The sequence below is a fragment of the Micromonospora sp. NPDC047557 genome, from assembly GCF_043205095.1.
GTDB lineage: Bacteria > Actinomycetota > Actinomycetes > Mycobacteriales > Micromonosporaceae > Micromonospora.
This window is the reverse complement of sequence record NZ_JBIDDK010000009.1, coordinates 130,819-154,211: the sequence shown is the minus strand read 5'-3', so window position 1 is coordinate 154,211 and position 23,393 is coordinate 130,819. Positions and strand designations below refer to the sequence as shown.

Sequence of the window (23,393 nt, the reverse complement as noted above, 5' to 3'; positions counted from 1 at the left end):
GTCACCCGCCGAGCAGCCCGGCGTCGCGCAGCGCCGCCCAGAGCTGCTCCGGCACGTCCGCGTCCGACCGGCGCAGGGTCTCGGTCACCTGGGCCGCGTCGCGCACGCCGACCACTGTCGAGACCACGGCCGGATGCCGGCGGACGAACGCCAACGCCGCCTGCGGCAGGGTGACGCCGTACGCCTGACAGACCGCCGCGATCCGCCGCGCCCGCTCGATCAGCTCCGGCGGCGCCTGCTGATAGTTGTAGACCGCGTCGGCCGGCGGTTGGTCGCGGGCCAGCAGCCCCGAGTTGTAGACCCCGGCGATCACCACGCCGACCCCACGGGCCTGCGCGGCGGGCAGCAGGTCGTCGAGCGCGCCCTGTTCGAGAAGGGTGTACCGGCCGGCGCACATGACCACGTCGATGTCGGTCTCCTCGACGAACCGGGCCAGCATCGCCGACTGGTTCATGCCGGCCCCGATCGCGCCGATGACGCCCTGATCGCGCAACTCCACCAGCGCGGGTACCGCCTCGGTCGCCGCCTGCTCCCAGTGCTCGTCCGGGTCGTGCAGGTACACCACGTCCACGCGGTCCAGGCCGGTGCGCTCCAGGCTGGCCTCCAACGACCGGCGTACGCCGTCGCGGCTGAAGTCCCAGACCCGCCGCAGGTCGGCCGGCACGTCGAAGCCCTGCGAATCGCGCTCCCCCGCGGTCTCCGGCGAGGGTACGAGCAGCCGCCCGACCTTCGTCGAGACCACGTACTCGTCGCGCGGCCGGGACCGCAGCGCGGCGCCGAGGCGCCGTTCGGACAGGCCGAGGCCGTAGTGCGGCGCGGTGTCGAAGTACCGGATGCCGGCGGCCCAGGCGGTGTCGACGGCCGCGGCGAACTCGTCGTCGGACGTCGCCCGGTACAGGTTGCCGCCCTGCGCCGCGCCGAAGCCCAGCGCCGTGAGTCGGATCGCCGGCCGGCGGGGCAGCGCTCGGTCCGTCATGACGCCTCCAGCCGGTACGCGCGGTGGGCGGTCTCCCGCCAGATCGCTGCCTGCTCCTCGTCACGAAGTGGTGCCACCAGGTCGGCGAGCACGGCGACCCAGCGGGTGTAGGAGCTGGCGAGCAGGCACACCGGCCAGTCCGAGCCGAACATGAGCCGGTCCGGTCCGAACGCGTCGAGCGCGTGGTCGACGGCGGGCCGCAGGTCGTCGGCCGTCCAGGATGATCCGTCCACCTCGGTCACCAGACCGGAGAGCTTCGCGGTGACGTTCGGCTGGGCGGCGAGCTCCCGCAGGTTGGCCGGCCAGTCGCCGAGGCTCCCCGTGCCGAGCGCCGGTTTGGCGAGGTGGTCCAGGACGAACGACACCTCGGGCAGGTCGCGGACGAGCCGGGTGGCCGCCGGCAGTTGGTGGTCGCGGACCAGCAGATCGTAGGCGAGACCGGCCGCGCCGACCGCCGCGATGCCCCGCCGGACGTCGCGTCGGTCGAGGTACGCCGGGTCCGGTTCGGACTGGACCAGGTGCCGGATGCCGACCAACCGCTCCCCGCCGCGTGCCGCGCGGAGCCGGTCGAGGCGCTCGTCGATGTCGTCGGCGGTGAGGTCGACCCAGCCGACGACTCCGCTGATGAGCGGGTCGTCGGCGGCGATGCCCAGCAGGTGCTCCGTCTCCGCCACGGAGGCGATGGACTGCACGACGACGGTCTCGGTGACGCCAGCGGCGCGTGCCGCCGGGGCGAGATCCGCCGGGGTGAAGTCGTTGTCGATCGCCGCCATCGTGTCCGGGTCGATCCAGGGCTGCGGGTGTCGCGCACGGACCCAGAGGTGGTGGTGCGCGTCGACGATGCCGGGGCGCCCGGCCGGCGAGGTCGGCGTCATCGGCCCAACCAGCCGCCGTCGACGGGCAGGACGGTGCCGTGCACGTAGTCCGAGGCCGCGGCGGCCAGGAACACGGTGGCGCCGGCCAGGTCGTCGGCGCGTCCCCACCGGCCGGCCGGGATCCGGCCCACGATCGCGTCGTTGCGCGCGGGGTCGTCGCGGAGCGCCTGGGTGTTGTCGGTGGCGATGTACCCGGGCGCGATCGCGTTGACGTTCACCCCTCGGCCCGCCCACTCGTTGGACAGGGCTCTGGTCAGCCCGGCGAGGCCGGACTTTGCCGCGGTGTAGCTCGCGACGTTGATGCCGCCCTGGAAGCTCAGCAGCGAGGCGGTAAAGATGATCTTTCCGCGGCCCCGGTCGACCATCCGCCGACCGACCTCCCGGCTCAACACGAACTGGCTGGACAGGTTCACCTGCAACACCCGGTCCCACATCTCGTCGGGGTGCTCGGCGGCCGGCGCACGGGCGATCGTGCCGCCGTTGTTCACCAGGATGTCCACCGGCGCGACCGCCGCGGCCTCCTCGGCCAACCGGTACACCGCGGCCCGGTCGCCCAGGTCCGTCCGGATGCCGGTGAACCGGCGACCGGCCGCCTCGACCCGTTGCTGCACCGCACTGCCCTCGGGCTCCAACTGCGCGGACACCCCGATGATGTCCGCGCCGGCCACCGCCAGGGCCTCCGCCATCGCCAGGCCGATCCCCCGCCGGGCGCCGGTCACCAACGCGGTACGTCCCGTCAGGTCGAACAGGGCGCTCATCGGCCCTCCTCCCGCCAGTCGAGCAGCACCTTCATGACGCCGCCGCCACCCTCCAGAGCCGTGAACGCGTCCGTGACACCAGCCACGGGCAGCACCCGGGAGATCAACTCCCGGGCCGGGATGACGCCCGCCGCGACCAGCCGGATCGCCTCCACCACGTCCTCGCGCTGGTACAGCCGCGCGCCCAGCAGCTCCAGCTCGCGCCAGAAGAACCGGTGCAGGTTCACCGGACGCGGCTGCGGGTGGATCGCCACCATCACCAGTCGACCCCGGGTGGTCAGCACATCCACTGCCGTGCCGACCCCGGCGGCGGAACCGGACACCTCGAACGCGACGTCCGCGCCCGCGCCCTCGGTCCGCTCGTTGACGAGCGCGACCACATCGGTCGGTCCCGGGTCCACGGCCTCGATCCCGATTCCCGACGCGACCCCGCGTCGGAAGCCGTCCGGTTCGACGAGCAGGACCTGGGCCCCCCGCGCCCGGGCGACGGCCGCGATGAGGACGCCCACCGGACCGCCGCCGACGACGACCACGTGCTCTCCGGAGGTCACCTTCGCCCGTCCGACGTCGTGCACCGCCACCGCGACCGGCTCGACGAGCGCCGCGTGGTCCAGCGGCAGATCGTCGGGGAGCGGAAGCACCAACTCGGCCGGCACCGTCCACGACGACTGCATCGCGCCGGGCGAGTCGATGCCGAGGAAGTCCATCGCGTGGCAGATGTGCGAATTGCCGCGGCGGCACGCCGCGCACCGCCCGCAGGCGCGGGTCGGCATCACGGTGACGGGCTGCCCGACGGTCAGCCCGGTGACGCCGTCGCCCAGCGCCGCGACGCGGCCGGACATCTCGTGTCCGAGCACTGCCGACGCGCCCACCCGGGCGTCCATGTCGCCGTGGAAGATGTGCAGGTCCGTGCCGCAGATCCCGGTGTACGCCACCGCGATCCGCACCTGGCCGGGGCTCGGCGGTTCTGGGGCACGGTCCTCGATCCCGAGAGCACGCGCACCCCGGTAGACAACTGCCTTCACTGCTGCTCCGTCTCAACGTCGTTGGTTCGTACGGGTGCGTATGCCAGGGGCGGCCAGATCCGCATCCGTTGTGTCGGCGCCATCGACACGGTAATCATCCGACCAATCCTGGTCCAGTGGTCGCTTGTGGGCGGGCCGGCTCAGTGCCGCAGGGGCGCCACGTCGTTCTGGGACCCGACGGCATCGGCGAGCAGGGCCTCGACCCGTTCCGGTGCGGCGGTGGGCAGGTGCTCGGCTACCGCCAGCAGGCGTTTGCCCGCCCGCTCCGGTCGGACGTTCGGGCTGCCCGCGGTCGGGCCGCCGGCCCGGTGTCCGGCCGCTGCGATCGCCACCTCGTCGACCCGGATGCCCAGGCCCGGTGTGTCGCCGAGAATGAAGGCGCCGTCCTCGACGTGCAGGTCGAGGCCGATGCCCGCCGGCGGCCGCAGATCCTGTAGTTCGCTGACCAGGTGGTTCGGCACCGAGGTGGCGGCGTGCAGCAGCCCGACCGGGATGTTGCCGATGGGGCTGACCGGCAGGTCGTGGGCATGTGCCAGGGCCGCCACCCGCAGGAAGTGGGTGACACCCCAGACGGCGGCCATCTGGACGATGTCGACCGCGCCCGCCCCGATCAGCGGGCGGTACTGCTCCAGCCCGGTGAGGTTCTCGCCGGTGGCGATCGACGCTCGGACGCCCCGGCCGACGGCGGCCAGACCCTCGGCGTCCCAGCGGCGGACCGGCTCCTCGATCCAGATCAGGTCGAGGGTGCGTTCCAGCTCGGCCACGTGCCGGACGGCCTGCTTGCGCGACCACGCCTCGTTGACGTCGAGCATCAGACCGGGCCGCCGGCCGTGGCCCGCCTCGGTCAGCACCTCCCGCACCAGCGCGAGCCGGTGCCGGTCCCGCTCGATGTCGAGGCCGCCCTTGAGCTTTGCGGCGCGCAGGCCGTACCCCGCGTAGACCTCGTACTCGGCGACGAGCTCGTCGTCGGTCAGACCGATGTCGAGGCCGGACGCGTAGGCCGGGACGCGTCGGTCCCGCCCGCCGAGCAGCCGCCAGAGCGGCTCACCGGCGAGCTGCGCCTTGATGTCCCACAGGGCCGTGTCCAGTGCGCCGATCGTCCCGAACACCAGCCCGCCGTGACCGGCCTTGAAGGTGTGCCGGAGCATCCGGTCGTACAGGCTGGTCACCGCGCGGGGATCTTCCCCCTCGATGGCCGGGAAGATCTTCTCGATCTCCACGTGCGGACCCAGGCCGACGCCGCTGATCCCCGCGTCGGTCTCGACGATGGTGATCGGCACCGGCGTGACGCCGTCGGGGAACACTCCGTTGGCGTCGCCGACGGGCCGGCCCCACTCCTGGACCGTCGTCAGGGTTCGATACCCGGTGATGCGCATGTCAGCCTTTCGTGGAACCAGCGGCGACGCCGTCGGCGATCTGGCGCTGAAGGAACAGGTAGACCGCCAGGACGGGGATCGCGGCGATGAGCACCCCGGAGGCGAACGTCGGGATGTCCTCGGAGTACTGCCCCCGCAGCGAGGTCACCCCGACCATGAGGGTGCGGTGGTCGGCCGAGGGCATCAGCAGCAGCGAGATGAGCACGTCGTTCCAGCAGAACAGCGTGTTGAGGATGCCGACCGAGAGCAGCGCCGGAGCGCCGAGCGGCAGCATGATCCGCCGGTACACGCCGTACACGGTGTTGCCGTCGATCCGGGCCGCGTCGACGATCTCCGTCGGAATGGTCTTGTAGTAGCTGGTCATCAGAAAGACCGTGAAGGGCAGGAACTGCGCGACGTACGCGAGAATCAGCCCGGGGTACGTGTCGACGAGGCCGCTGTCCGCCATGACCCGGGCCAGCGGCACCATGATCACCTGGAAGGGGATGAAGAGCGCCGCGAGGCAGCCGATGAACAGCGCCGTCGAGCCCCGGAAGCGCAGTTGGCTCAGCGCGAAGCCGGCCATCGACCCGAACAGCAGCAGCAGGAACACCGCGCAGCCCACCACCAGGATCGAGTTGGCGGTGTACCGGGCCATGCCGACGCTGGTCCACGCCGTGGTGATGTTCTCGAAGCGCAGCGAGTCCGCAAGCGAGAACCGGTCGAGAATGTACTCCCGGCGGGTCTTCATGGCGACGTTCGCGGTGAACAGCAGCGGGTAGATCGTCGCGACCGCGAGGAGCCCCATCGGGATCACGAGCAACCATCTGCCCAGTCGGACGCGGGACATCAGTCCTCCCTCCCCGCGCGTCGGAGCAGCTTGAGCTGGAGCAGCCCGACGACGAGCATGATGACGAAGAGGGCTGTGGACGCGGCCGACGCGAGCGCCGGCCGGTTCATCTGCCCCTGCTGGATCCAGATGTAGTACTCCGGCAGGTACGTCGAGCCCTCCGGACCGCCAGTGGTCATGACGTAGAGCAGCCCGAACATGGACGTCAGCATCCCGATCATCGTGGTCACGAAGACGAACTGGATGGTGCGGGACAGGCTGGGAATGATCACGTGCCAGATCACCTGGGCCAGTGACGCGCCGTCCACCCGCGCGGCGTCCAGCAGCGCCGCGTCCAGGGTCGCGAAGCCCGCGAGGAAGACGACCAGGGCCATGCCGAAGGTCGCCCACATGTGCACGCCGACGACCGCGAACATGGCGACGTCCGGATCACCGAGCCAGTCCACCGGGCCGATGCCCACCGTGGACAGGACAACGTTGACAGGACCGTCAAACGAGAGCAGCAGGTTGAAGATCGCGCCGACGATGACCGGGGACAGCACCGCCGGGAAGAAGTAGACGCTGCGGTAGAACCGGTGGCCGGGGACACGCAGGTAGATGAAGGTGGCGAGCAGACCGGGGATGGCCACCGCCACCGGCAGGAGCAGCACCAGCAGCCCCACGTTGCGCAGCGCCTGCTGGAACAGCGGATCGTGGAGCAGGTCGACGTAGTTGTCGAAGCCGACCATCGCCCCGTCGCGGTCGCCGTCGCCGGTGAAGGAGAAGTTGACGCCGAGCAGCAGCGGCCACAGCCGCAGCAGCACGAGGATCAGGACGGCCGGGGCGACCAGCACGAAGGGCGCGAGCAGCTCGGCGCGACGGCCGCTGGCGGCGCGCCGGGGAACGGCACGACCACCAGACGGCGGTGGTACGGGCGGAACCCCGCCGGCCCGCCCGGCCGAGGCCGAGCGGACCGACGGGAGCGAGTTACCGATCGACACGAGATCAGCCCGCCGTGTCCACGGCGGCCATCTGCTTCACGACCTCGTCGACACTTATCGACCCGCTGAGGAGCTGCTGGGAGAGCCTGCCCATCAGGTCGAGCGCCTTCGAGGAGAGCGCCACGTGCGGCGCCGGCTTGCCGGTCTTGAGCGCGCCGACGATCGTGGTGACGGCCGGCCCGGACTGCGACACGTCGATTGTCGTGTCGGCGGTGATCGCGCCGGCGTTGGCGTAGAACGCCTTCAGCGCGTCGGTGGAGGTCAGCGAGCGCACCAGGTCGGCGGCCACCTTCGGGTCCTTGGTCCACTTGGCGACCGCGTAACCGATACCGCCGTCGTACGGCAGGCTCGGGGTGGCGCCACTTGTCACCGTCGGGGCCATCATGACGCCCAGCTTCTCCGGCGTGATGAACTCGTTGAAGTCCTTCCAGTGCCCGATGTCCGACATCAGACCGATGATGTGGGCGGCCTTACCGGACTGGAAGACGGCGAAGGCGTCGTTGAACATCGCTGTGGAGTTGGCCCCGTCGTTGTTCAGCTTCGCGGTGCCGGTCTCCTTCCACAGCTCGAAGATCCGCTTCACGTTCGGCGAGTTCCAGTCGCGCTTGCCGGCGATCCAGTTGTCGTACTCCTGCGGGGTGAGGACGCCCGACGCCATGGCCGACAGGAAGAACTGGATGCCGATGCCCTCCTTGTTGCCCTGGGCGAAGCACTTGGCGCCTGTCGCCTTGGTGATGGTGGCGCAGTTGGCGACGAACTCCTGCCACGTCGTGGCCGGCTTCGCCGGGTCGAGGCCGGCCTTCTCGTAGAGCGTCTTGTTGTAGTAGATCGGATGACCCTGCAGCGTCACCGGAGCGGCGTAGGTCTTGCCGCCCTTGGCGAACGCCTCCCAGCCGGCCAGTCGCTGCCGGTCCTCGCCCACGTACTCGTCGAGCGGCTGGAGCGAGTCCACCCGGTCGCGGATCTGACCGCCACCGTTGAACAGGATGACGTCCGGCCCCTTGCCCGACTGGATGGCCGCGCCCAGCAGCGTGTAGTACTGATCGAACGGCTGGGCCACGAACTCGACCTTGACGTCCTTGTGCTTCTTGGCGAAGTCGGCCTTGGCCTTCTCCACGTACTGCGCGGAGCTGGCCTCGCCGGACTTCCAGTCCCAGACGACAAGCTTCTTGTCCGAGCCTCCGGACGATGAACCCGAACCTGTCGCGCTTCCACAGCCAGTCAGGGCCAGCCCTGCAACGAGGACCGCGGACCACACTGCTCGTTGCTTCATCGTTGCTCACCTTCATATGGGGAGTGGCCGAGGCGCCGGCCGTCGATGCAAGATTGACGAGAACGTAACTCGTATGACGTCTGACGTCAACGGTTGCCCGTACACTGGGGGCGGACTCGTGGGCCCGCTCCCGCGGCTACGCGGAGGTGAACGTGACGACATCGAACCAGTCGACCGTCAATGGCGCGGCGGCACCGACCTGGGCCCGCCGCCCGGCCAACCTGGCTCAGGCGATCACCGCCGAGCTGGTGACCCGGATCGTCCAGGGAGTTCACCCCTCGGGCACACCGCTGCCCCCCGAGCCGGTGCTCTGCGAGACCTTCTCGGTGAGCCGAACGGTCATCCGGGAAGCGGTGAAGATCCTGCAGGAGAAGGGGCTCGTGCAGGTCCGTCAGGGCAGCGGAACGCTGGTCACCCCGCCCTCGGCGTGGGACATGCTCGACGAACTCGTCCTCGCGGCGACCATCGCCGAGGACGACACCCTGGCGATCCTCGACGACCTGGTGGTCACCCGGCGGGTGCTGGAGTCCGACATGGCCAACGTGGCCGCGCGGCTCGCCGACGAGGAGACCGTCGACCGGCTGCGGGCCCTGGTGGACCGGATGGACGAGCTGGTGGACGACCACGTCACCTACCAGGAGCACGACCGCGCCTTCCACGACACGGTCATGCAGGCGTCGGGCAACCGCATCGCCCGGGGCGTCGTCCGGTCCCTGGAGAGCCAGGTCGTCAACACCGCGCGCTACATGGGCCAGCCGGAGCGGGCCATGTGCGTGGCATCGAACCAGGGGCACCGGCGCATCTACGAGCGCATCGCCGCCCACGACCCCGACGGCGCCGCGCAGGCGATGTTCACGCACATCACCGAGGCGTGGCTCGTCCGGCGCAGCGGGCCGGGCAGCCCGACGCGGCTGCAGCGCTGACGACCCGGCGCCGCAGCGCTGACGACCCGGTCGCTGGACGTTGGCGACCCGGTCCGACCCGCCCGTGACGGCGGCGCGGAAATCCAGATTCATCCATCGCTTGAGAATGTTAGCGATAACAGACTACCCTCGGGCCGCAGAGGCGAAGGGCACGCTTCACCGCTCCACTCGATCCGCCGAGGTCGATGGAGTCGCGCATGACCAACGCCCGCTGCTGGGTGTCCGGGCCTCCCTCAGGGACGTTGACCACCGCCGTTGACAACGGCGGGCCGCCGCGCGCGGGAGCCATGGTGGACCCCCGATCCCTCCTGCCGCTCTCGCGGCACGGCCACCACCGAGGTCCCGAAGCGACCCGCGACGACACGCGGCACCCGCCAGCGAGAGCGGCGACCGTGCCCCGCCCGTCGTGACCCACCCTGGAGGTACCGATGCACCCCACACCGCCACCACGGACGAAGAACCGGCTCCGGCGCGGCATCGCCTGGCTCGTGAGCCTGCTGCTCATCTCGACGCTGACGCCGGCCACGGCCGCCCACGCGGACAACCCCATCGTCCAGCACATCTACACCGCCGACCCGGCTCCCCTGGTGCACAACGGACGGGTCTACCTCTACACCGGCCACGACGAGGACGGCTCCACGTACTTCACCATGAAGGACTGGCGGGTGTGGTCGTCGGCCGACATGGTCAACTGGACCGACCACGGCTCGCCCCTGAGCCTCGCCACCTTCAGCTGGGCGAGCGCCAACGCGTGGGCCGGCCAGGTCGTCGCCCGTAACGGCAAGTTCTACTGGTACGTGCCGGTGACCGCCCGGTCGACCAACTCGATGGCCATCGGCGTCGCGGTGTCCGACAGCCCCACCGGGCCGTTCCGGGACGCCATCGGCCGTCCGCTGGTGGGCAACGGCGAGATCGACCCCACCGTCTTCATCGACGACGACGGCCAGGCGTACCTGTACTGGGGCAACCCGAACCTGTGGTACGTCCGGCTGAATGCGGACATGATCTCCTACAGCGGCAGCGCCACCAAGATCCCGCTCACCACCGCCGGGTTCGGCACCCGGACGGGGAACGCGAGCCGGCCGACCCTCTACGAAGAGGGCCCGTGGGTCTACAAGCGCAACGGGATCTACTACAACGTGTTCGCTGCGGAGTGCTGCTCCGAGTTCATCGGTTACTCGACCGCGACCGGCCCGACCGGCCCCTGGACCTACCGCGGGACGGTCATGCCCCGCCAGGGCGCAAGCTTCACCAACCACCCCGGAGTCATCGACTTCAACGGCGGCTCGTACTTCTTCTACCACAACGGAGCGTTGCCCGGCGGCGGCGGCTACACCCGCTCGGTGGCCGTGGAGAAGTTCACCTACAACACCAACGGCACCATCCCGACGATCAACATGACCACGACGGGCGCCCCCCAGATCGGCACCCTGAACCCGTACGTGCGGCAGGAGGCCGAGACCATCGCGTGGGGCTCCGGCATCGAGACCGAGCCGGCCAGCGAGGGCGGGATGAACGTCGGGTTCATCGAGAACGGGGACTACATCAAGGTCAAGGGCGTGGGCTTCGGTACGGGCGCGACGTCCTTCTCCGCCCGGGTCGCCTCGGCCACGTCCGGTGGCACGATCGAACTGCGCCTCGGTAGCCCCACCGGCACCCGGGTGGGCAGCTGCGCGGTGCCGGGCACCGGTGGGTGGCAGACCTGGCAGACCGTCTCCTGCCCGGTCAGCGGCGCCACCGGGACCCAGGACCTGTACCTGCGCTTCACCGGCGGCAGCGGCAACCTGTTCAACCTCAACTGGTGGCAGTTCCAGGCCGGCGGCACCACGACGCCCACCCCGACCCCCACCGCGACGCCGACGCCCACCCCGACGCCGACCCCCACCGCGACGCCGACCCCGACGCCCACGCCGACGCCGACGCCGACGGTTCCGGGTGGCCAGTCCTGCGCGGTGACCAACACGGTGGTCAACACGTGGCAGGGCGGATTCGAAGGACGGCTGACGGTCACCAACTCCGGGGCCGCGTCACTCGACGGGTGGCGGGTCACCTTCACCCTCCCCAGTGGGCAGACGGTGTCACAGGTCTGGAACGGCACCCTCACCCAGACAGGCAACCAGGTGACCGTCGCGAACGCCGCCTACAACGGGCAGCTCGCGCCGGGAACGTCCACCACCGCGGGCTACCTCAGCACGAGCGCCACCAGCAGTCCGCCGACCATCACCCCGACCTGCTCCCCCGCCTGAGGGTCACCCCACCCCCAAGAACACCCCCACCCCGTCCCCACCTCGCCCACCGCCGACGTTGATCATGAATGTGCTGCCCCTGACAAGCCGATAGGGGAGCAGCAGATTCCTGGTCGACGGGGTGGGGAGGGGGTGGGGTGGGGGTCCTAGAAGTCGTCGTCGAAGGCCACCGTCCCGGTCACCCCCACCTGGTACGCCGACACCCGCCGCTCGAAGAAGTTGGACAGCTCCTGGACGTCCTGCAACTCCATGAAGGCGAACGGGTTGGCGGACCCGTAGTGCGGGGCGATCCCGAGCTGGACGAGACGGCGGTCGGCGACGTGCTGGAGATACTCCCGCATGTCCGCCAGGGTCAGGCCGGGCACGCCCTGACCCACCAGGTCCTCGGCGAACTGGACCTCGCACTCGACGGCCTCGGTGAGCATCTGGCGAACCTGGTCGGCGAGATCGTCGTCGAACAGGTCGGGCTCCTCGGCACGTACGGTGTCCACCACGTCGAACGCGAACGCCATGTGCATCGACTCGTCGCGGAAGACCCAGTTGGTGCCGGAGGCCAGGCCGTGCAGCAGGCCGCGGGAGCGCAGGAAGTAGACGTACGCGAACGCGCCGTAGAAGAACAATCCCTCGATGCAGGCGGCGAAGCAGATCAGGTTGAGCAGGAACGCGCGCCGGTCGTCCCGGGTCCGCAGCTCGCGCAACTCCCCCAGTGAGTCGATCCAGCGGAAGCAGAACTCGGCCTTGCGGCGGATCGAGGGGATGTTTTCGATGGCGGCGAAGGCGGCGAACCGCTCGGTCTCGTCGGGCACGTACGTGTCGAGCAGGTTGAGGTAGAACTGGACGTGCACGGCCTCCTCGAACAGCTGCCGCGACAGGTAGAGGCGGCCCTCCGGGCTGTTGACGTGCTGGTACAGGTTGAGCACGAGGTTGTTGGCGACGATCGTGTCGCCGGTGGCGAAGAACGCGACGAGGCGGCTGACCAGGTGCCGCTCAGCCGGCGACAACCTGTCCAGATCGGCGAGGTCGGCGTGCAGGTCGACCTCCTCGACCGTCCAGGTGTTGCGGATGGCGGCGCGGAACCGGTCGAAGAAGTGCGGGTAGCGCATCGGGCGGAGAGTGAGATCCATCCCGGGGTCGAGCAGCATGTGCGTGGTCCTCGTGTCGGCGGTGGTGTCGGCGGTGGTGTCGGAAGCGGTCACTGGCACGCCTCGCACGACTCGGGGTTCTCCAGCGAGCAGGCCAGCGCCTCGGCGTCGCTCGCCGACGGCGTGACGAGGGCGACGGCGGCGGGCGTGACGGTGGCCTGCTGGATGCGCGTGGCGGGACGGGAGCGCAGGTAGTAGGTGGTCTTCAGCCCGGTCTTCCAGGCGTACAGGTACATCGAGGAGAGCTTGCCGATGGTAGGCGAGGCCAGGAACAGGTTCAGCGACTGGGACTGGTCGATGAACGGGGCGCGGGCGGCGGCCAGGTCGATCAGCGCCCGCTGCGGCAGCTCCCACGCGGTGCGGAACAGCTCCCGCACGTCGGCCGGGAGTTCCGCGACGTCCTGCACCGACCCCTCCGCGCGCCGGATCGCCGACCGGATCTGCTCGGTCCACAGGCCACGCGCCTTCAGCTCGCGAACCAGGGCCGTGTTGATCTGGAGGAACTCCCCGGACAGGGTCTCGCGCTTGAACAGGTTGGAGACCTGCGGCTCGACGCACTCGTAACAACCGGCGATCGAGGCGATGGTCGCGGTCGGCGCGACCGCCACCAGCAGCGAGTTGCGCAGCCCGTACTCCCCGACCCGCTGGCGCAGCGCGGCCCAGCGCGCGGTCTGCGTACCCTCGACACCCCACAGGTCGGGCTGGAGCTGGCCCCGCGCGGCCCGGGTCTGGGCGTACGCCGGATGGGCGCCGAACTGGCGCGCCAGGTCGGCGGAGGTCTCCAGCGCCGTCAGGTACAGCTCCTCGCTGATCCGGGTGGACAACTCCCGCGCGGCCGGCGAGTCGAACGGCAGCCGCAGTGCGAAGAACACGTCCTGCAGGCCCATCAGTCCGAGCCCGACCGGCCGCCAACGGGGGTTGCTCGCCGCCGCCTGCGAGGTCGGGTAGTAGTTGATGTCGATGACCCGGTCGAGGAACGTCACCGCCGTCCGGACCGTGGCGCGCAGTCGCGGCCAGTCGATGCCGCTCCCGGTCAGATGGGCGGCGACGTTCACCGAGCCGAGGTTGCACACCGCGGTCTCGGCGTCGCTGGACACCTCGATGATCTCGGTGCAGAGGTTGGACAGGTGCACCACGTTGCCCGGCTCGGCCGTCTGGTTGCACAGCCGGTTGGCCGCGTCCTTGAAGGTCATCCAGCCGTTGCCGGTCTGGGCCAGGGTGCGCATCATCTTCCCGTACAGCTCCCGCGCCGGCACCTGCCGCACGTAGCGGCCCTGCGCCTCGGCCGCCCGGTACGCGGCGTCGAACCGCTCCCCCCACAGGTCGGGCAGCTCGGGAACCTCGTCCGGGTCGAACAGCGACCACACCTCGTCGGCCTCGACCCGGCGCATGAACTCGTCCGGGATCCAGTTGGCGAGGTTCAGGTTGTGGGTACGCCGGGCGTCCTCGCCGGTGTTGTCCCGCAGTTGCAGGAACTCCTCGATGTCCGGATGCCACGGCTCCAGGTAGACGCAGGCCGCGCCCTTGCGCCGGCCACCCTGGTTGACTGCGGCGACGCTCGCGTCCAACGTGCGCAGCCACGGCACGATCCCGTTGGACTGCCCGTTTGTGCCGCGGATCAGCGCGCCCCGGGACCGGACGCGGGAGTACGCGATGCCGATGCCACCGGCGAACTTGGACAGGCTCGCGACCTGGGCGTAGCGCTGGTAGATCGAGTCCAACTCGTCGCGCGGCGAGTCGACGAGGTAGCACGAGGACATCTGCGTGTGCCGGGTGCCGGAGTTGAACAGCGTCGGGGAGCTGGGCAGGTAGGCCAGGCTGGACATCAGCCGGTAGAAGCCCACCGCCTCGTCCGGCGTACGGGACAGGCCGCAGGCCACCCGCAGCAGCCAGTACTGCGGGGTCTCCAGCACCAGCCGGGTGGTGGGGTGGCGCAGCAGGTACCGGTCGTAGACCGTACGCAGCCCGAAGTACTCGAAGCGGCGGTCGCCGTCGGCGTCGACGGCGTCGTCGAGTGTGCGGCCGTGCGCGGCGACGAACGCGGCGGTCTCGTCTCCGATCAGCCCCTGCGCGTGGCCGGTCCGGATCGCCGCGCTGAACGAGGTGACGCCCTGTCGACGTACCTCCCGGTCGATGTGGCTGGCCAGCAGCCGGGCGGCGAGGCGCGAGTACTGCGGCTCCGTACCGATCATCTCGGCTGCGGTCTGGATGGTCAGCCGGTCCAGCTCGGCTGTCGTCGCGCCGTCGTACAGGCCGCTGATCGTGCGGGTCGCCACCCGCAGCGGATCGACGTCGGGCAGGTCGTCGGCCCAGCGCTCGACCTCGGCGACGAGCCTGCGCACGTCCACCGGCTCGCTGGCGCCGTCGCGTTCGCGGACCTGCGTCGGCGTACCCCGGAGGGCCGTCTCGCCGCCGGCCGCGGCTACCTCGGTAACTGTCACCACTCACTCCTCGCGAGCTTGAGGACCTGATGGCCTTCGGCACGAGGAGACCGACACCGACGGACGCCACGCCGGGGGCGCGGATCCGAAAGGCGTCGGCCGTCCCACGCGGCCTCGGACCACCGCCCACCCGGATGCGGGTACGCGGCGCGCTGGCAGGTCTTCGGACTCGCGGGCACGACCGGGGTTAACCCGGTCCCCTACTGGCCGTCGCTTCCCAGGCCAGGTGGCGGCCCAGTGCTGATGACGGCGGTCGTTCCCACTCACCGCTGCGGGGCAGTCCCGGAATTCCACCGGGTTCCCTCTTGCCTCGGCCACCCTGGGATGAGTGGCCGAACCAGCTGCGGTCGACACCATATATAGGGGCGGCCGGCTTTGTCACACCCCACATGTCGGGTTCGGGCGTGTCGCGGTCGTCGCTGACGGCCGTCGTCGATCCGTCGGCGACGGCGGACGCGCGAGCATCGGGCGGCGTCGCGTTCGGACATCGCCGTCGGCTTGACCGAGGAGAACCGGCACCGCTACGGTCGACCCACTATCTGCGGCGACGCGAGGGAAGCCGGTGAGAATCCGGCGCGGTCGCGCCACTGTGAGCGGTCCCCGACCTTGGGGCCCGCGAGCCAGGACGCTCGGTCGTCCGCAGCCTTGCGATGGGGACGCGTCATCCCCGAGGAGGTTCGTGCGCGCATGTCCAGTTCCACGTCCAGCCAGCCGCTGGTGCACCCCGCTGCCCCGACCCGTCTCCTGTGGACGGTCCTGGCCACCGTCGCCGTACTCACCCTGCTGGCCTATCTCGTCGCCTTCGACCAGGGCGCGGTCTCGCGCAGCGGGATGTACCTGCACGAACTGATGCACGACGGCCGGCACCTGCTCGGTGTCCCGTGCCACTGAGCGGCACCGGCAGCGCACCCACGTTCGTCACGGTTCTCCTGCGCGGGCTGCTCGCTGGCCTGGTGGCCGGCCTGCTCGCCGGAACGTTCGCCTACGTCGTCGGCGAACCCCACGTCGAGGCGGCCATCGCCCTCGAGGAGGCGGCACACGCCGAACCCGCCACCGGGGGGCACCAGCACGACGAGGACGCTCTGGTCAGCAGGAACGGCCAGCGCGGCGGGCTGTTCCTGGCCACCGCCCTGTTCGGCGCCGCGATGGGTGGCCTGCTGGCCACCGCGTACGTCCTGCTGAACCGGCGGCGGCGCACGGTTGACGACGGGTGGTCCGGCCTGCTGCTGGCCGGCGGCGCGCTGCTCGGCGCGGTGATCGTGCCGTTCCTCAAGTACCCGCCGAACCCTCCGGCCGTCGGCGACCCGGCCACCATCAACCAGCGCACGGTCACCTACCTGCTGCTGGTGGTCCTCGGCCTGGTGGCGGTCTGGTCCGGTTCGCTGGGCTACCGGTCGGTCGGCGAGCAGGCGCCGGTGTGGCTGCGCGCCGCCGCGGCGGTCGGCGGTTTCCTGCTGGTCACCGGCGTGGCCTACGTGGTGCTGCCGTCGTTCCAGGAGGTCCCGGGCGACTTCCCCGCCACGCTGCTGTGGAGCTTCCGGCTCGCCTCCCTCGGCACCCAGGTGGTGCTGTGGACCGGGATCGGCCTGCTCTTCGCCGCCCTGATGCACCGGCAGCGCGCGGTCACCGACGCACGACCGGCCGGGTGAACGCCACCAGCCTGCGGCTGGTCGCCCACGGTCACACCGACGCCCTGCGGCGGGCCCGGTTCGGCGGGAACGACGCACTGGACGAGGGTGGCCGCGGCGCCGCCCTCGCCCTGTCCCCCACCGTGCTGGGCCGGCGGGCAGCATCGGGCGAGGCCGACGCCTGCCTGTCCAGCCCCGCGGCGGCGGCCGTCCAGACCGCGTACGCCCTCGGCCTCGCGCCCGCCGTGGAGCCGGCGCTGGCCGACTGCGACTACGGCGACTGGACCGGCCGGTCGCTGGAGGAGATCGGCGCCGGGCAGCCCGACGCGCTGCGCGAGTGGCTGTCCACCCCGGACGCCGCGCCGCACGGGGGCGAATCCGTCGCCGCCCTGCGCGAGCGCGTCGGCAGGTGGCTGGACGAACAGCGCGGCCTCGGCCGGCGGGTCACGGCCGTCACCCACCCGCTCGTGATCCGGGTCGCGGTCGTGCACGCCCTGGGACTGCCGCTGGCGACGTACCGGCAACTGGACGTCGAGCCGTTGGCGATCGTCCGGCTCACCGGCCAGGGCCCACGGTGGCGGCTCCGCCTGAGCGCGCCCCCGGCACCCGCGAGCGGGTGACGAGGGTCGACCACGGACCCTGTAGAGCTGCCCCAGATTTGGGGCGGCATGGACGGACCCGTGCCCGGCGGAATCGGATCGGTGGTCTCTGCCCGGCACTGGCATTGACCGTCAGTACCGGCCCCGGCGGGTGGATCGCGGACGTCGGTGGCGCGCGGGCGCCAGCCGACGGCGGCGGGGAAGCGGGCGGCGGCGGGGTCGGGGCGGCCGGCAGGCGTATGGACCGGTGAGCGACATACCTCAGAGGTATAAATATGACTCTGAGGTATGTGCCTCACGGGCGACACGGCCTCTCCGGTCCTGCGGAGCGACAAGGCCACGCAAGGCCGGCGGCCGCACGACCCGCGCCCCGCGCCCCTCAACGCGCGAAGCGCGAAGCGCGAAGCGCGACCAGGACGCCCGACCGCGACGACCCACGACCCACGCGCGACCCACGACCACGACCACGACGCACGAGTACGACCACGACGCGCGAGGGACGACGCACGACGCGCGGCCACCACGCGCGACCCACGATCCACGACCACGACGCGTGACGCGCGCGGGTCTCGGGGTCGAGATCGGGCGGGCCCAGAACGGGTGTCGGGCGGGCCGTGAAGCACGGCCCGCCCGACTGTGTTGTTCCCGGCCTACTTCGCGCCGGTGACCGTGAACGGTCGGGACACGGCCGTCGCCGACGTGGCGCCGGACAGCATCACACTGGTCACGCCCGGCTGCGCCGAATCCGGAACGTTGACGGTCGCGCCGGAGACCACGCCGTCGCCGTTCGCGCGCACCGTGCCGACCGCACGACCGTCGCCGACGCTGACCGTGATCGCCTCGTTCGGCGCGAACCCGGAGCCGTCGACCGTGATCGACGCGCCGCGCGGTCCGGACGTCGTGGGCAGCGACACGCGCGGCTGGTACGCCGGGCCCGCCGGGCGCGCGGTCACCTGGACGGTGGCCGTCGCCGGCGTACCCGAGGACGCGCCGGTGGCGCTGACGGCGTACCGGCCCGGTGCCGTGTCCCCCGACGTCGCGACGGAGGCGCGGACCGTGCCCGTCGCGGACGCCGAGACCGTCACGCTCCGCGTCGTGCCGGCGGCCAGAACCACCGTCACCCGCTCGCCGGCGGCGAAGCCGCTGCCGTCGACCGTGACCGCGTCACCGGCGACGACCGGCTGAGGCCCGGACACCGCGAGCGTCTGCTGCGGCCCGGCACGCCGGACGGTGACGGTGAAGGTGGCGGTGCTGCTCGACAGCGTGTCCCACGCCGTGACGTGCACCGTGTAGGTGCCCTCCCGCGCGTAGGTGTGCTGGCCGCTCAGCGCGCCGGCCTCGCCGATCGTGACGTCGTCCGGAACCGTGCCGTCGCCCCACTGGACGCGGGCGCGGTAGCCGGTCTCGCCGGGGACGCCGCCGGTCACGGACCCGAGGTTCGCCGCGAGGACCTGCCCGGCGTCGACGCTCTGGTCGGTGGGGGCGGTGGTCGCCAGCGCGGCGGCCGGCGTGCCGTCGTCGGCGACGGCGAACACGTGGATCCGGCCCGCCGAGCGGGGATCGCCGGTCTGCGTCGGCAGGGTCACCGAGACCAGCGTCTTACCCGCCGGGATCTGGTACGGCGTGGTGGCGAACAGGAACGGCTGCGCGCCGTCGCGGCTCGTGCCACTGAGCCGGTACGCGGATTTCGCGACCACGATGTTGCCGTACGACGGGGTGCCGTTGGCGTTGCCGCCCAGCGTCCAGTCACTGAACTGGATCGGGATGCTGGCGGTGCTGCCGTCGCTGAACGTCACCGTGCCGGCGGTGCTCTGGTTGCCCTGCGTGCCGGCGCCGATGAACGAGATGTTCCGAGCGTCGGACGGCAGGTGCAGAGCGATCGTCGCGCCGTTGCCGGTGGCGTTGTCCGGCTGCCCGGCCGGGATCTGCGGCAGGGTGAAGCCCAGCGCCGTGCCCGGCACCTGCTGCCGCTGACCCTGGGTCACGCCGGCCGCGGCCAGGGCGGCCCGCGAGTACGCCCACGACTTCGCGTCGCAGTCCGCCGCGAGGATGCCCTCGTCGCCGACGCACACGGTGTCGAACGCCGCGGTGAGACCGTTCTTCGGCGCGTACGCGACGTCGACGCCGACCGTCACCGAGCCCTGGCTGGTGCCGTCGGTGACGGTGACGTTCGCCTGGTGGTAGCCGGGCGTGGCGTAGGTGTGTTCGCCGCTGACGCGGTACACGGCCCGCGAACTCAGCGTCAGGGTGCCCTCGGTGGCCGGTGAGCCGTCGCCCCAGTCGATCGTCGCCCGGTAGTCGTCGGCGGCGCCGCCGGTGACCGTGGCCAGCGCCACCGTCGCGGGTGCGCCGGAGAGCGCGTGCGCGCCGTCGGTGGCGGTCACCGTGATGTCGCCGCCGCCCAGGTCGAGGTCGCCGCCGGCGAGCAGCTCGATCTCGGCGAGGGTCGGCTGCGCGGCACCGACGGTCTTCGTCACGACGAGGCGGAACTGGGAGTACCGCCCCGGCTTGTCGATCCGGAACGGCCGGGTCTGGTTGCGCCAGCGGAACACCTCGCCCGCGCGGGAGTCCAGGGTGCTCCAGGTGAGGCCGTCGGTGGAGCCCTGCAGCCGCCAGTCCGCCGCGTCGCCGGCGCCCGCGCCGGAGGTGAGCGTGTAGTACGTCGGCTTCTGGCGGCCGCCACGGGAGGCCCAGCTGATCTGCGGCGTGCCCGACGACGCGGTCAGCTGCGTGGTCGACGAGTCGTCGAACAGCTTCGCCGCGTCCTGACCGCCACTGGAGGTGGCGGTGCCGAGGCCCGGCCCGGTGACGTCCTGCAACGGCTGCGGCGCCTCATCACCCTTGGTCAGCGACGGCGGCCCGTCGTTGCGGCCGGTGCCCCAGGACGACGGGTTCGGTCCCATCTGGAAGTCGATCGTTGCGCCCCGGGCGAGCGCGGACACGTCGATGGACACCTCGCGCTGCTTCTTGCCATTGACCTTGACGCTCTGCACGTACACGTTGCGGCTGCTGTTGTTCGCGGCGTTGACCACGATGTCGCCGGTCGGGCGGTGGACGGTCATCCTGGTGAACTGCGGCGAGCCGATGGCCCAGTTCGTCGAGCCCGCCTGCAACGGGTAGATGCCCAGCGAACTGAGGACGTACCAGGCCGACATCTCCCCGTTGTCCTCGTCGCCCAGATAGCCCTGGCCGATCTCGCTGCCGACGTAGAGGCGCTGCATGATCTCGCGCACGATGGCCTGCGTCTTCGCCGGCGCGCCGGCGATGTCGTACAGGTACGGAATGTGGTGCGACGGCTGGTTGCTCATGCCGAGCTGACCCAGGCGCACCGCGCGGGCCTCGAGCATCTCGTGGATGATGCCGCCGTAGCCGCCAGGGCGGTCGGCGTTCTCTCCGGTGGCGAAAAAGGTGTCGAGCTTGTCGCGCAGGGCCTTCTGCCCGCCGTACAGGTTGATCAGGCCCTGCGGGTCCTGCTGCGCGGTGAACGCGAAGTTCCACCCGTTGGTCTCGGTGTAGACGCCACCCCAGTCCAGCGGGTCACCGGCGAGGAACGTGCCGGAGGCGTCGCGGCCCTGGAAGAGCTTCGTCTTGTCATCGAAGAGGTGGACGTAGTTGCGGGCACGCTCCAGGAAGTACCGGGACTCCTCCTTGAGCTGGTCCCGCCGCGACTTCGGCGTGGCCGGGTCCTTGGCCAGGGCGGCGGCCATGTTGCCGATGCCGTAGTCGTTGATGTAGCCCTCCAGCGCCCACGACACCGACTCCCCCGTGGAGGTCGGCGTGTAGCCGAGGAAGAGCGAGGTCTCGATGCCCTTGCGGCCGACCGCGCCGCGCCCGGACGCGACTGTCGCGTCCTTGACGGCCGCGTCGTACGCCGCGAGCGGGTCGGGCAGCTTGACCCCGGTGAGGTACGCCTGAGCGAGAGCCACGTTCGCGCTGGTGCCGGTCATCAGGTCGGCGTAGCCGGGCGACGACCAGCGGGCGATCCAGCCGCCGTCACGGTAGTGCTGGACGAAACCGTCGGAGATCCTGGCGGCGACGTCCGGGTAGAGGAGCGCATAGGCGGGCCACACCGTGCGGTAGGTGTCCCAGAAGCCGTTGTTGACGTAGATCTGGCCGTCGACGATCTTCGCGCCGGTCCGGGTGGCGGTCGACGTGCCGGTCGGCGCGGACACCGGGCTGGCGTACTGCCAGTGGGGTGCGGTAGCGGTGCCGGTGTTCTCCGACTGGGAGTTCGGGTACAGGTTGAGCCGGTACAGGTTCGAGTACATGGTGACCAGCTGCGTCTCGGTCGCGCCCTGCAGCTCGACCCGGCCGAGGCGGTCCTTCCACGCGGCGGTGGCGGCGTCGCGGATCGCATCGAAGCTCCGGCCGGTCACCTCCAGGTCGAGGTTGCGGCGGGCCTGGTCGACGGAGAGGAACGAGGTGGCGATCCGCATCGTCACCTGCCGCTCGGCGGAGACGTCGAAGGTGGCGGACGTCGTGGTGGACGCCGTCGGCGCCCGGTCGAAGGTGCCGGAGACGAACATGCGGCTGCGCCCGGCGGACAGGCCGCTTCCGTTGTCGACCCAGCCGGTGAAGGTGCCGTCGGCGCCGATGGTGAACGTGCCCTTGGCGAAGACGAGACTTCCGGTCGCCGGGCCGGGGCCGAAGGTGAACCGCATGATCCCGGCGTGGTCGGTGGGCGACATCTCCGCCACCAGACCACTCTGCGTCGTGACCCGGTAGAGGTCCGGCTGCGCCGTCTCGTCGTCGTGCCGGAAGGCGAGCGCCCGGCTGGCGGGTGACCCGGTGAGGGGGCCGTCGCCGGCGACCGGCATCACCGACATCTGATTGCGGTCACCCATCCACGGGCTGGGCTCGTGGGAGATCGCGAGGCCCTGCAACGTGGGCAGGTTCGCCGCGTTGTTGGCGCGGTGGTACTCGTACTCCCAGGAGTCGGAGGTCGCGTCGGTCACCGGGGTGAAGAAGTTGAAGCCGTTCGGCACCGCGGTGATCGGCAGGTTGTTGCCGCGCGAGAACCCGCCCGTCGAGTTGGTCCCGCGCCGGGTGTCGACGTAGTTGGTCAGCCGGGAGCCGTCGATCGCCGCCGGCGAACCGGTCACCTCGACGTCGTCGAGCCAGCCCTGGAACCGGGTCTCCCAGGTGGCCTGCGGGTTGTCGTAGGCGAGCAGGATGCGGTCGATCGTCTTGCCCCGGGCGACGGCGCCGATGTCGGCGCGCACCGCGTTCCACTGGTCGGCGTAGAGCACCTTCGACGCGCCCTGGCCGGCCGGCGTCAGCGCGTAGCCGTGCTGGTCCACCGCCGACCGTCCGCTGAGGTAGCTGCCGTCGGTGAAGTGCAGGTCGACGGCCGCGTAGGTGGACGGGTACCGGGCGTCCTGGCCGGTGAACTCGGGGAAGATCCGGTAGGACAGGCGGGTGTTCGGCCCGACCGGGATGTCGACGTCGAAGAGCCGGTTCGTCGCGTACGAGCGGCCGTCGGCCTCCGCGCCGCCGGAGTAGCGCAGCGCGGCCAGCCCGGTGAAGCCGGCGCTCGGCTTCGTCGTGTAGCCGCCGACCGGCCCGGGGCCGACGCCGGTGACCATGGGCGTGGCGGGCGGGCGGACGTCCGAGCCGTCGCTGATGTCCCAGCCGGCGAGCTGGGTCAGGGAGTTACCGGAGTTCGCGGAGATGGACAGCCGGTACCAGCCGTACGCGGTCGTGTTGGAGACGCGGTACGTGTTGGTGGCGAACCGCTTGGCGAAGCGCTGCTGCGTCTGCCGGTCCAGGTCCGTCCAGGTGTTGCCGTCGGTGGACCCCTGGAGGGTGAAGTCGCGGGGGTCGCGGGTCGGTTCGTCGTCCGCCGAGGTCAGCGCGTACCGCGCCACGGCCGCCGGCTTCGCCAGCCGGTACGTCACCCAGCCGGTCGGTTCGAACGCCAGCCACTTGGTCGACGGGTTGCCGTCGGCGAGGTTCGCCGCGATCTCGTTCGGGGGGTTCTGGGCGCTCGCGGTCACGGCATCGACCTGGCCGAGCAGGCTGCCGGGCAGGTTCGCGCTGCTCGATCCGCTCAGGTTGCCCTGCACGGGCCGGCCCGACCTGTCGACCTCGACGGTGCTGGTGGCGGGTTGCGGGTCGGCCGACTCGAACGAGGAGCTGAAGGAGCCCGGTGGGGCGACATTGGGCGCGGCGTTGGCCAGGGGCGCGGCGACGACCAGCCCCAGCGGCAGCAGGGCGGCGGTGGTCGCGGCGGCCATCCGGAGGGACACGGTGCGCGCACGGGGGAGATACGGCATGGGGGCGGGGCCTTTCGACTCGATCCGGTCGAGTACGTCGTACGTCT

General features: G+C 71.1%; 16 protein-coding genes and 2 riboswitches. Of the genes, 5 read left to right on the top strand and 11 right to left on the bottom strand.

What is annotated here, in order from left to right:
* Position 1: 1 nt before the first annotated feature.
* The 8 genes from ACGGAQ_RS21510 to ACGGAQ_RS21475 form a co-directional block, all read right to left on the bottom strand.
* Complete coding sequence (locus tag ACGGAQ_RS21510) at positions 2-976, bottom strand: aldo/keto reductase (RefSeq protein WP_393051840.1); 975 nt, start codon at positions 974-976, stop codon at positions 2-4.
* On the bottom strand, positions 973-1,851 hold the full coding sequence (locus ACGGAQ_RS21505; RefSeq protein ID WP_393051839.1) for an amidohydrolase family protein: 879 nt from the start codon (positions 1,849-1,851) through the stop codon (positions 973-975). Before ACGGAQ_RS21505 ends, ACGGAQ_RS21510 begins: the two co-directional genes overlap by 4 nt.
* Positions 1,848-2,609, bottom strand: a complete 762-nt coding sequence (locus ACGGAQ_RS21500) for an SDR family NAD(P)-dependent oxidoreductase (protein ID WP_393051837.1) — start codon at positions 2,607-2,609, stop codon at positions 1,848-1,850. The genes ACGGAQ_RS21505 and ACGGAQ_RS21500 overlap by 4 nt, the downstream gene beginning before the upstream one ends.
* The gene (locus ACGGAQ_RS21495; RefSeq protein ID WP_393051835.1) at positions 2,606-3,634 is read right to left on the bottom strand and encodes a zinc-binding dehydrogenase; all 1,029 of its coding nucleotides are present in this window, start codon (positions 3,632-3,634) and stop codon (positions 2,606-2,608) included. The genes ACGGAQ_RS21500 and ACGGAQ_RS21495 overlap by 4 nt, the downstream gene beginning before the upstream one ends.
* 140 nt (positions 3,635-3,774) lie before the next feature.
* Positions 3,775-5,010, bottom strand: coding sequence for a mandelate racemase/muconate lactonizing enzyme family protein (locus ACGGAQ_RS21490; RefSeq protein ID WP_393051833.1), 1,236 nt, complete (start codon positions 5,008-5,010; stop codon positions 3,775-3,777).
* A gap of 1 nt (position 5,011) precedes the next feature.
* A complete protein-coding gene (locus ACGGAQ_RS21485) occupies positions 5,012-5,839 on the bottom strand; it encodes a carbohydrate ABC transporter permease (RefSeq protein ID WP_393051831.1) in 828 nt (275 codons plus the stop codon).
* Complete coding sequence (locus ACGGAQ_RS21480) at positions 5,839-6,819, bottom strand: carbohydrate ABC transporter permease (RefSeq protein ID WP_393051829.1); 981 nt, start codon at positions 6,817-6,819, stop codon at positions 5,839-5,841. Before ACGGAQ_RS21480 ends, ACGGAQ_RS21485 begins: the two co-directional genes overlap by 1 nt.
* A 4-nt stretch (positions 6,820-6,823) precedes the next feature.
* Positions 6,824-8,092, bottom strand: a complete 1,269-nt coding sequence (locus tag ACGGAQ_RS21475; protein ID WP_393051828.1) for an ABC transporter substrate-binding protein — start codon at positions 8,090-8,092, stop codon at positions 6,824-6,826.
* Between the two features lie 152 nt (positions 8,093-8,244).
* On the opposite strand from ACGGAQ_RS21475, the gene ACGGAQ_RS21470 reads away from it, so the two are divergent.
* Both ACGGAQ_RS21470 and ACGGAQ_RS21465 read left to right on the top strand, forming a co-directional pair.
* Complete coding sequence (locus ACGGAQ_RS21470) at positions 8,245-9,015, top strand: FadR/GntR family transcriptional regulator (RefSeq protein WP_363939319.1); 771 nt, start codon at positions 8,245-8,247, stop codon at positions 9,013-9,015.
* A 428-nt stretch (positions 9,016-9,443) separates the two neighbouring features.
* On the top strand, positions 9,444-11,261 hold the full coding sequence (locus ACGGAQ_RS21465; RefSeq protein ID WP_393051826.1) for a family 43 glycosylhydrolase: 1,818 nt from the start codon (positions 9,444-9,446) through the stop codon (positions 11,259-11,261).
* A 146-nt stretch (positions 11,262-11,407) separates the two neighbouring features.
* On the opposite strand, the gene ACGGAQ_RS21460 is transcribed toward ACGGAQ_RS21465, so the two are convergent.
* Complete coding sequence (locus tag ACGGAQ_RS21460) at positions 11,408-12,403, bottom strand: ribonucleotide-diphosphate reductase subunit beta (RefSeq protein WP_357574909.1); 996 nt, start codon at positions 12,401-12,403, stop codon at positions 11,408-11,410.
* Positions 12,404-12,453: 50 nt separating this feature from the next.
* A complete protein-coding gene (locus tag ACGGAQ_RS21455) occupies positions 12,454-14,844 on the bottom strand; it encodes a ribonucleoside-diphosphate reductase subunit alpha (protein WP_393051824.1) in 2,391 nt (796 codons plus the stop codon).
* Positions 14,845-14,980: 136 nt separating this feature from the next.
* Positions 14,981-15,201, bottom strand: a riboswitch (cobalamin riboswitch).
* 197 nt (positions 15,202-15,398) lie between these two features.
* A riboswitch (cobalamin riboswitch) is annotated at positions 15,399-15,473 on the top strand.
* Positions 15,474-15,531: 58 nt separating this feature from the next.
* On the opposite strand from ACGGAQ_RS21455, the gene ACGGAQ_RS21450 reads away from it, so the two are divergent.
* The 3 genes from ACGGAQ_RS21450 to ACGGAQ_RS21440 are packed head-to-tail and all read left to right on the top strand — an operon-like array spanning position 15,532 to position 17,092.
* Positions 15,532-15,735, top strand: a complete 204-nt coding sequence (locus tag ACGGAQ_RS21450) for a CbtB domain-containing protein (protein WP_266241397.1) — start codon at positions 15,532-15,534, stop codon at positions 15,733-15,735.
* Complete coding sequence (locus ACGGAQ_RS21445; RefSeq protein WP_393051822.1) at positions 15,726-16,493, top strand: CbtA family protein; 768 nt, start codon at positions 15,726-15,728, stop codon at positions 16,491-16,493. Before ACGGAQ_RS21450 ends, ACGGAQ_RS21445 begins: the two co-directional genes overlap by 10 nt.
* Positions 16,490-17,092: a histidine phosphatase family protein gene (locus ACGGAQ_RS21440; protein ID WP_393051820.1), complete on the top strand. Its 603-nt coding sequence runs from the start codon at positions 16,490-16,492 to the stop codon at positions 17,090-17,092. Before ACGGAQ_RS21445 ends, ACGGAQ_RS21440 begins: the two co-directional genes overlap by 4 nt.
* Positions 17,093-17,721: 629 nt before the next feature.
* Here ACGGAQ_RS21440 and ACGGAQ_RS21435 read toward each other — a convergent pair.
* Positions 17,722-23,307: a GH92 family glycosyl hydrolase gene (locus ACGGAQ_RS21435; protein ID WP_393051818.1), complete on the bottom strand. Its 5,586-nt coding sequence runs from the start codon at positions 23,305-23,307 to the stop codon at positions 17,722-17,724.
* Between the last annotated feature and the right edge of the window lie 86 nt (positions 23,308-23,393).

Bases quoted from the DNA above. Each gene is read 5' to 3' on its own strand.
- ACGGAQ_RS21500 (WP_393051837.1), bottom strand. From the start codon at position 2,609: ATGAGCGCCCTGTTCGACCTGACGGGACGTACCGCGTTGGTGACCGGC.
- ACGGAQ_RS21490 (WP_393051833.1), bottom strand. From the start codon at position 5,010: ATGCGCATCACCGGGTATCGAACCCTGACGACGGTCCAGGAGTGGGGC.
- ACGGAQ_RS21435 (WP_393051818.1), bottom strand. From the start codon at position 23,307: ATGGCCGCCGCGACCACCGCCGCCCTGCTGCCGCTGGGGCTGGTCGTC.
- ACGGAQ_RS21450 (WP_266241397.1), top strand. From the start codon at position 15,532: ATGTCCAGTTCCACGTCCAGCCAGCCGCTGGTGCACCCCGCTGCCCCG.
- ACGGAQ_RS21485 (WP_393051831.1), bottom strand. From the start codon at position 5,839: ATGTCCCGCGTCCGACTGGGCAGATGGTTGCTCGTGATCCCGATGGGG.
- ACGGAQ_RS21510 (WP_393051840.1), bottom strand. From the start codon at position 976: ATGACGGACCGAGCGCTGCCCCGCCGGCCGGCGATCCGACTCACGGCG.
- ACGGAQ_RS21465 (WP_393051826.1), top strand. From the start codon at position 9,444: ATGCACCCCACACCGCCACCACGGACGAAGAACCGGCTCCGGCGCGGC.
- ACGGAQ_RS21460 (WP_357574909.1), bottom strand. From the start codon at position 12,403: ATGCTGCTCGACCCCGGGATGGATCTCACTCTCCGCCCGATGCGCTAC.
- ACGGAQ_RS21475 (WP_393051828.1), bottom strand. From the start codon at position 8,092: ATGAAGCAACGAGCAGTGTGGTCCGCGGTCCTCGTTGCAGGGCTGGCC.
- ACGGAQ_RS21505 (WP_393051839.1), bottom strand. From the start codon at position 1,851: ATGACGCCGACCTCGCCGGCCGGGCGCCCCGGCATCGTCGACGCGCAC.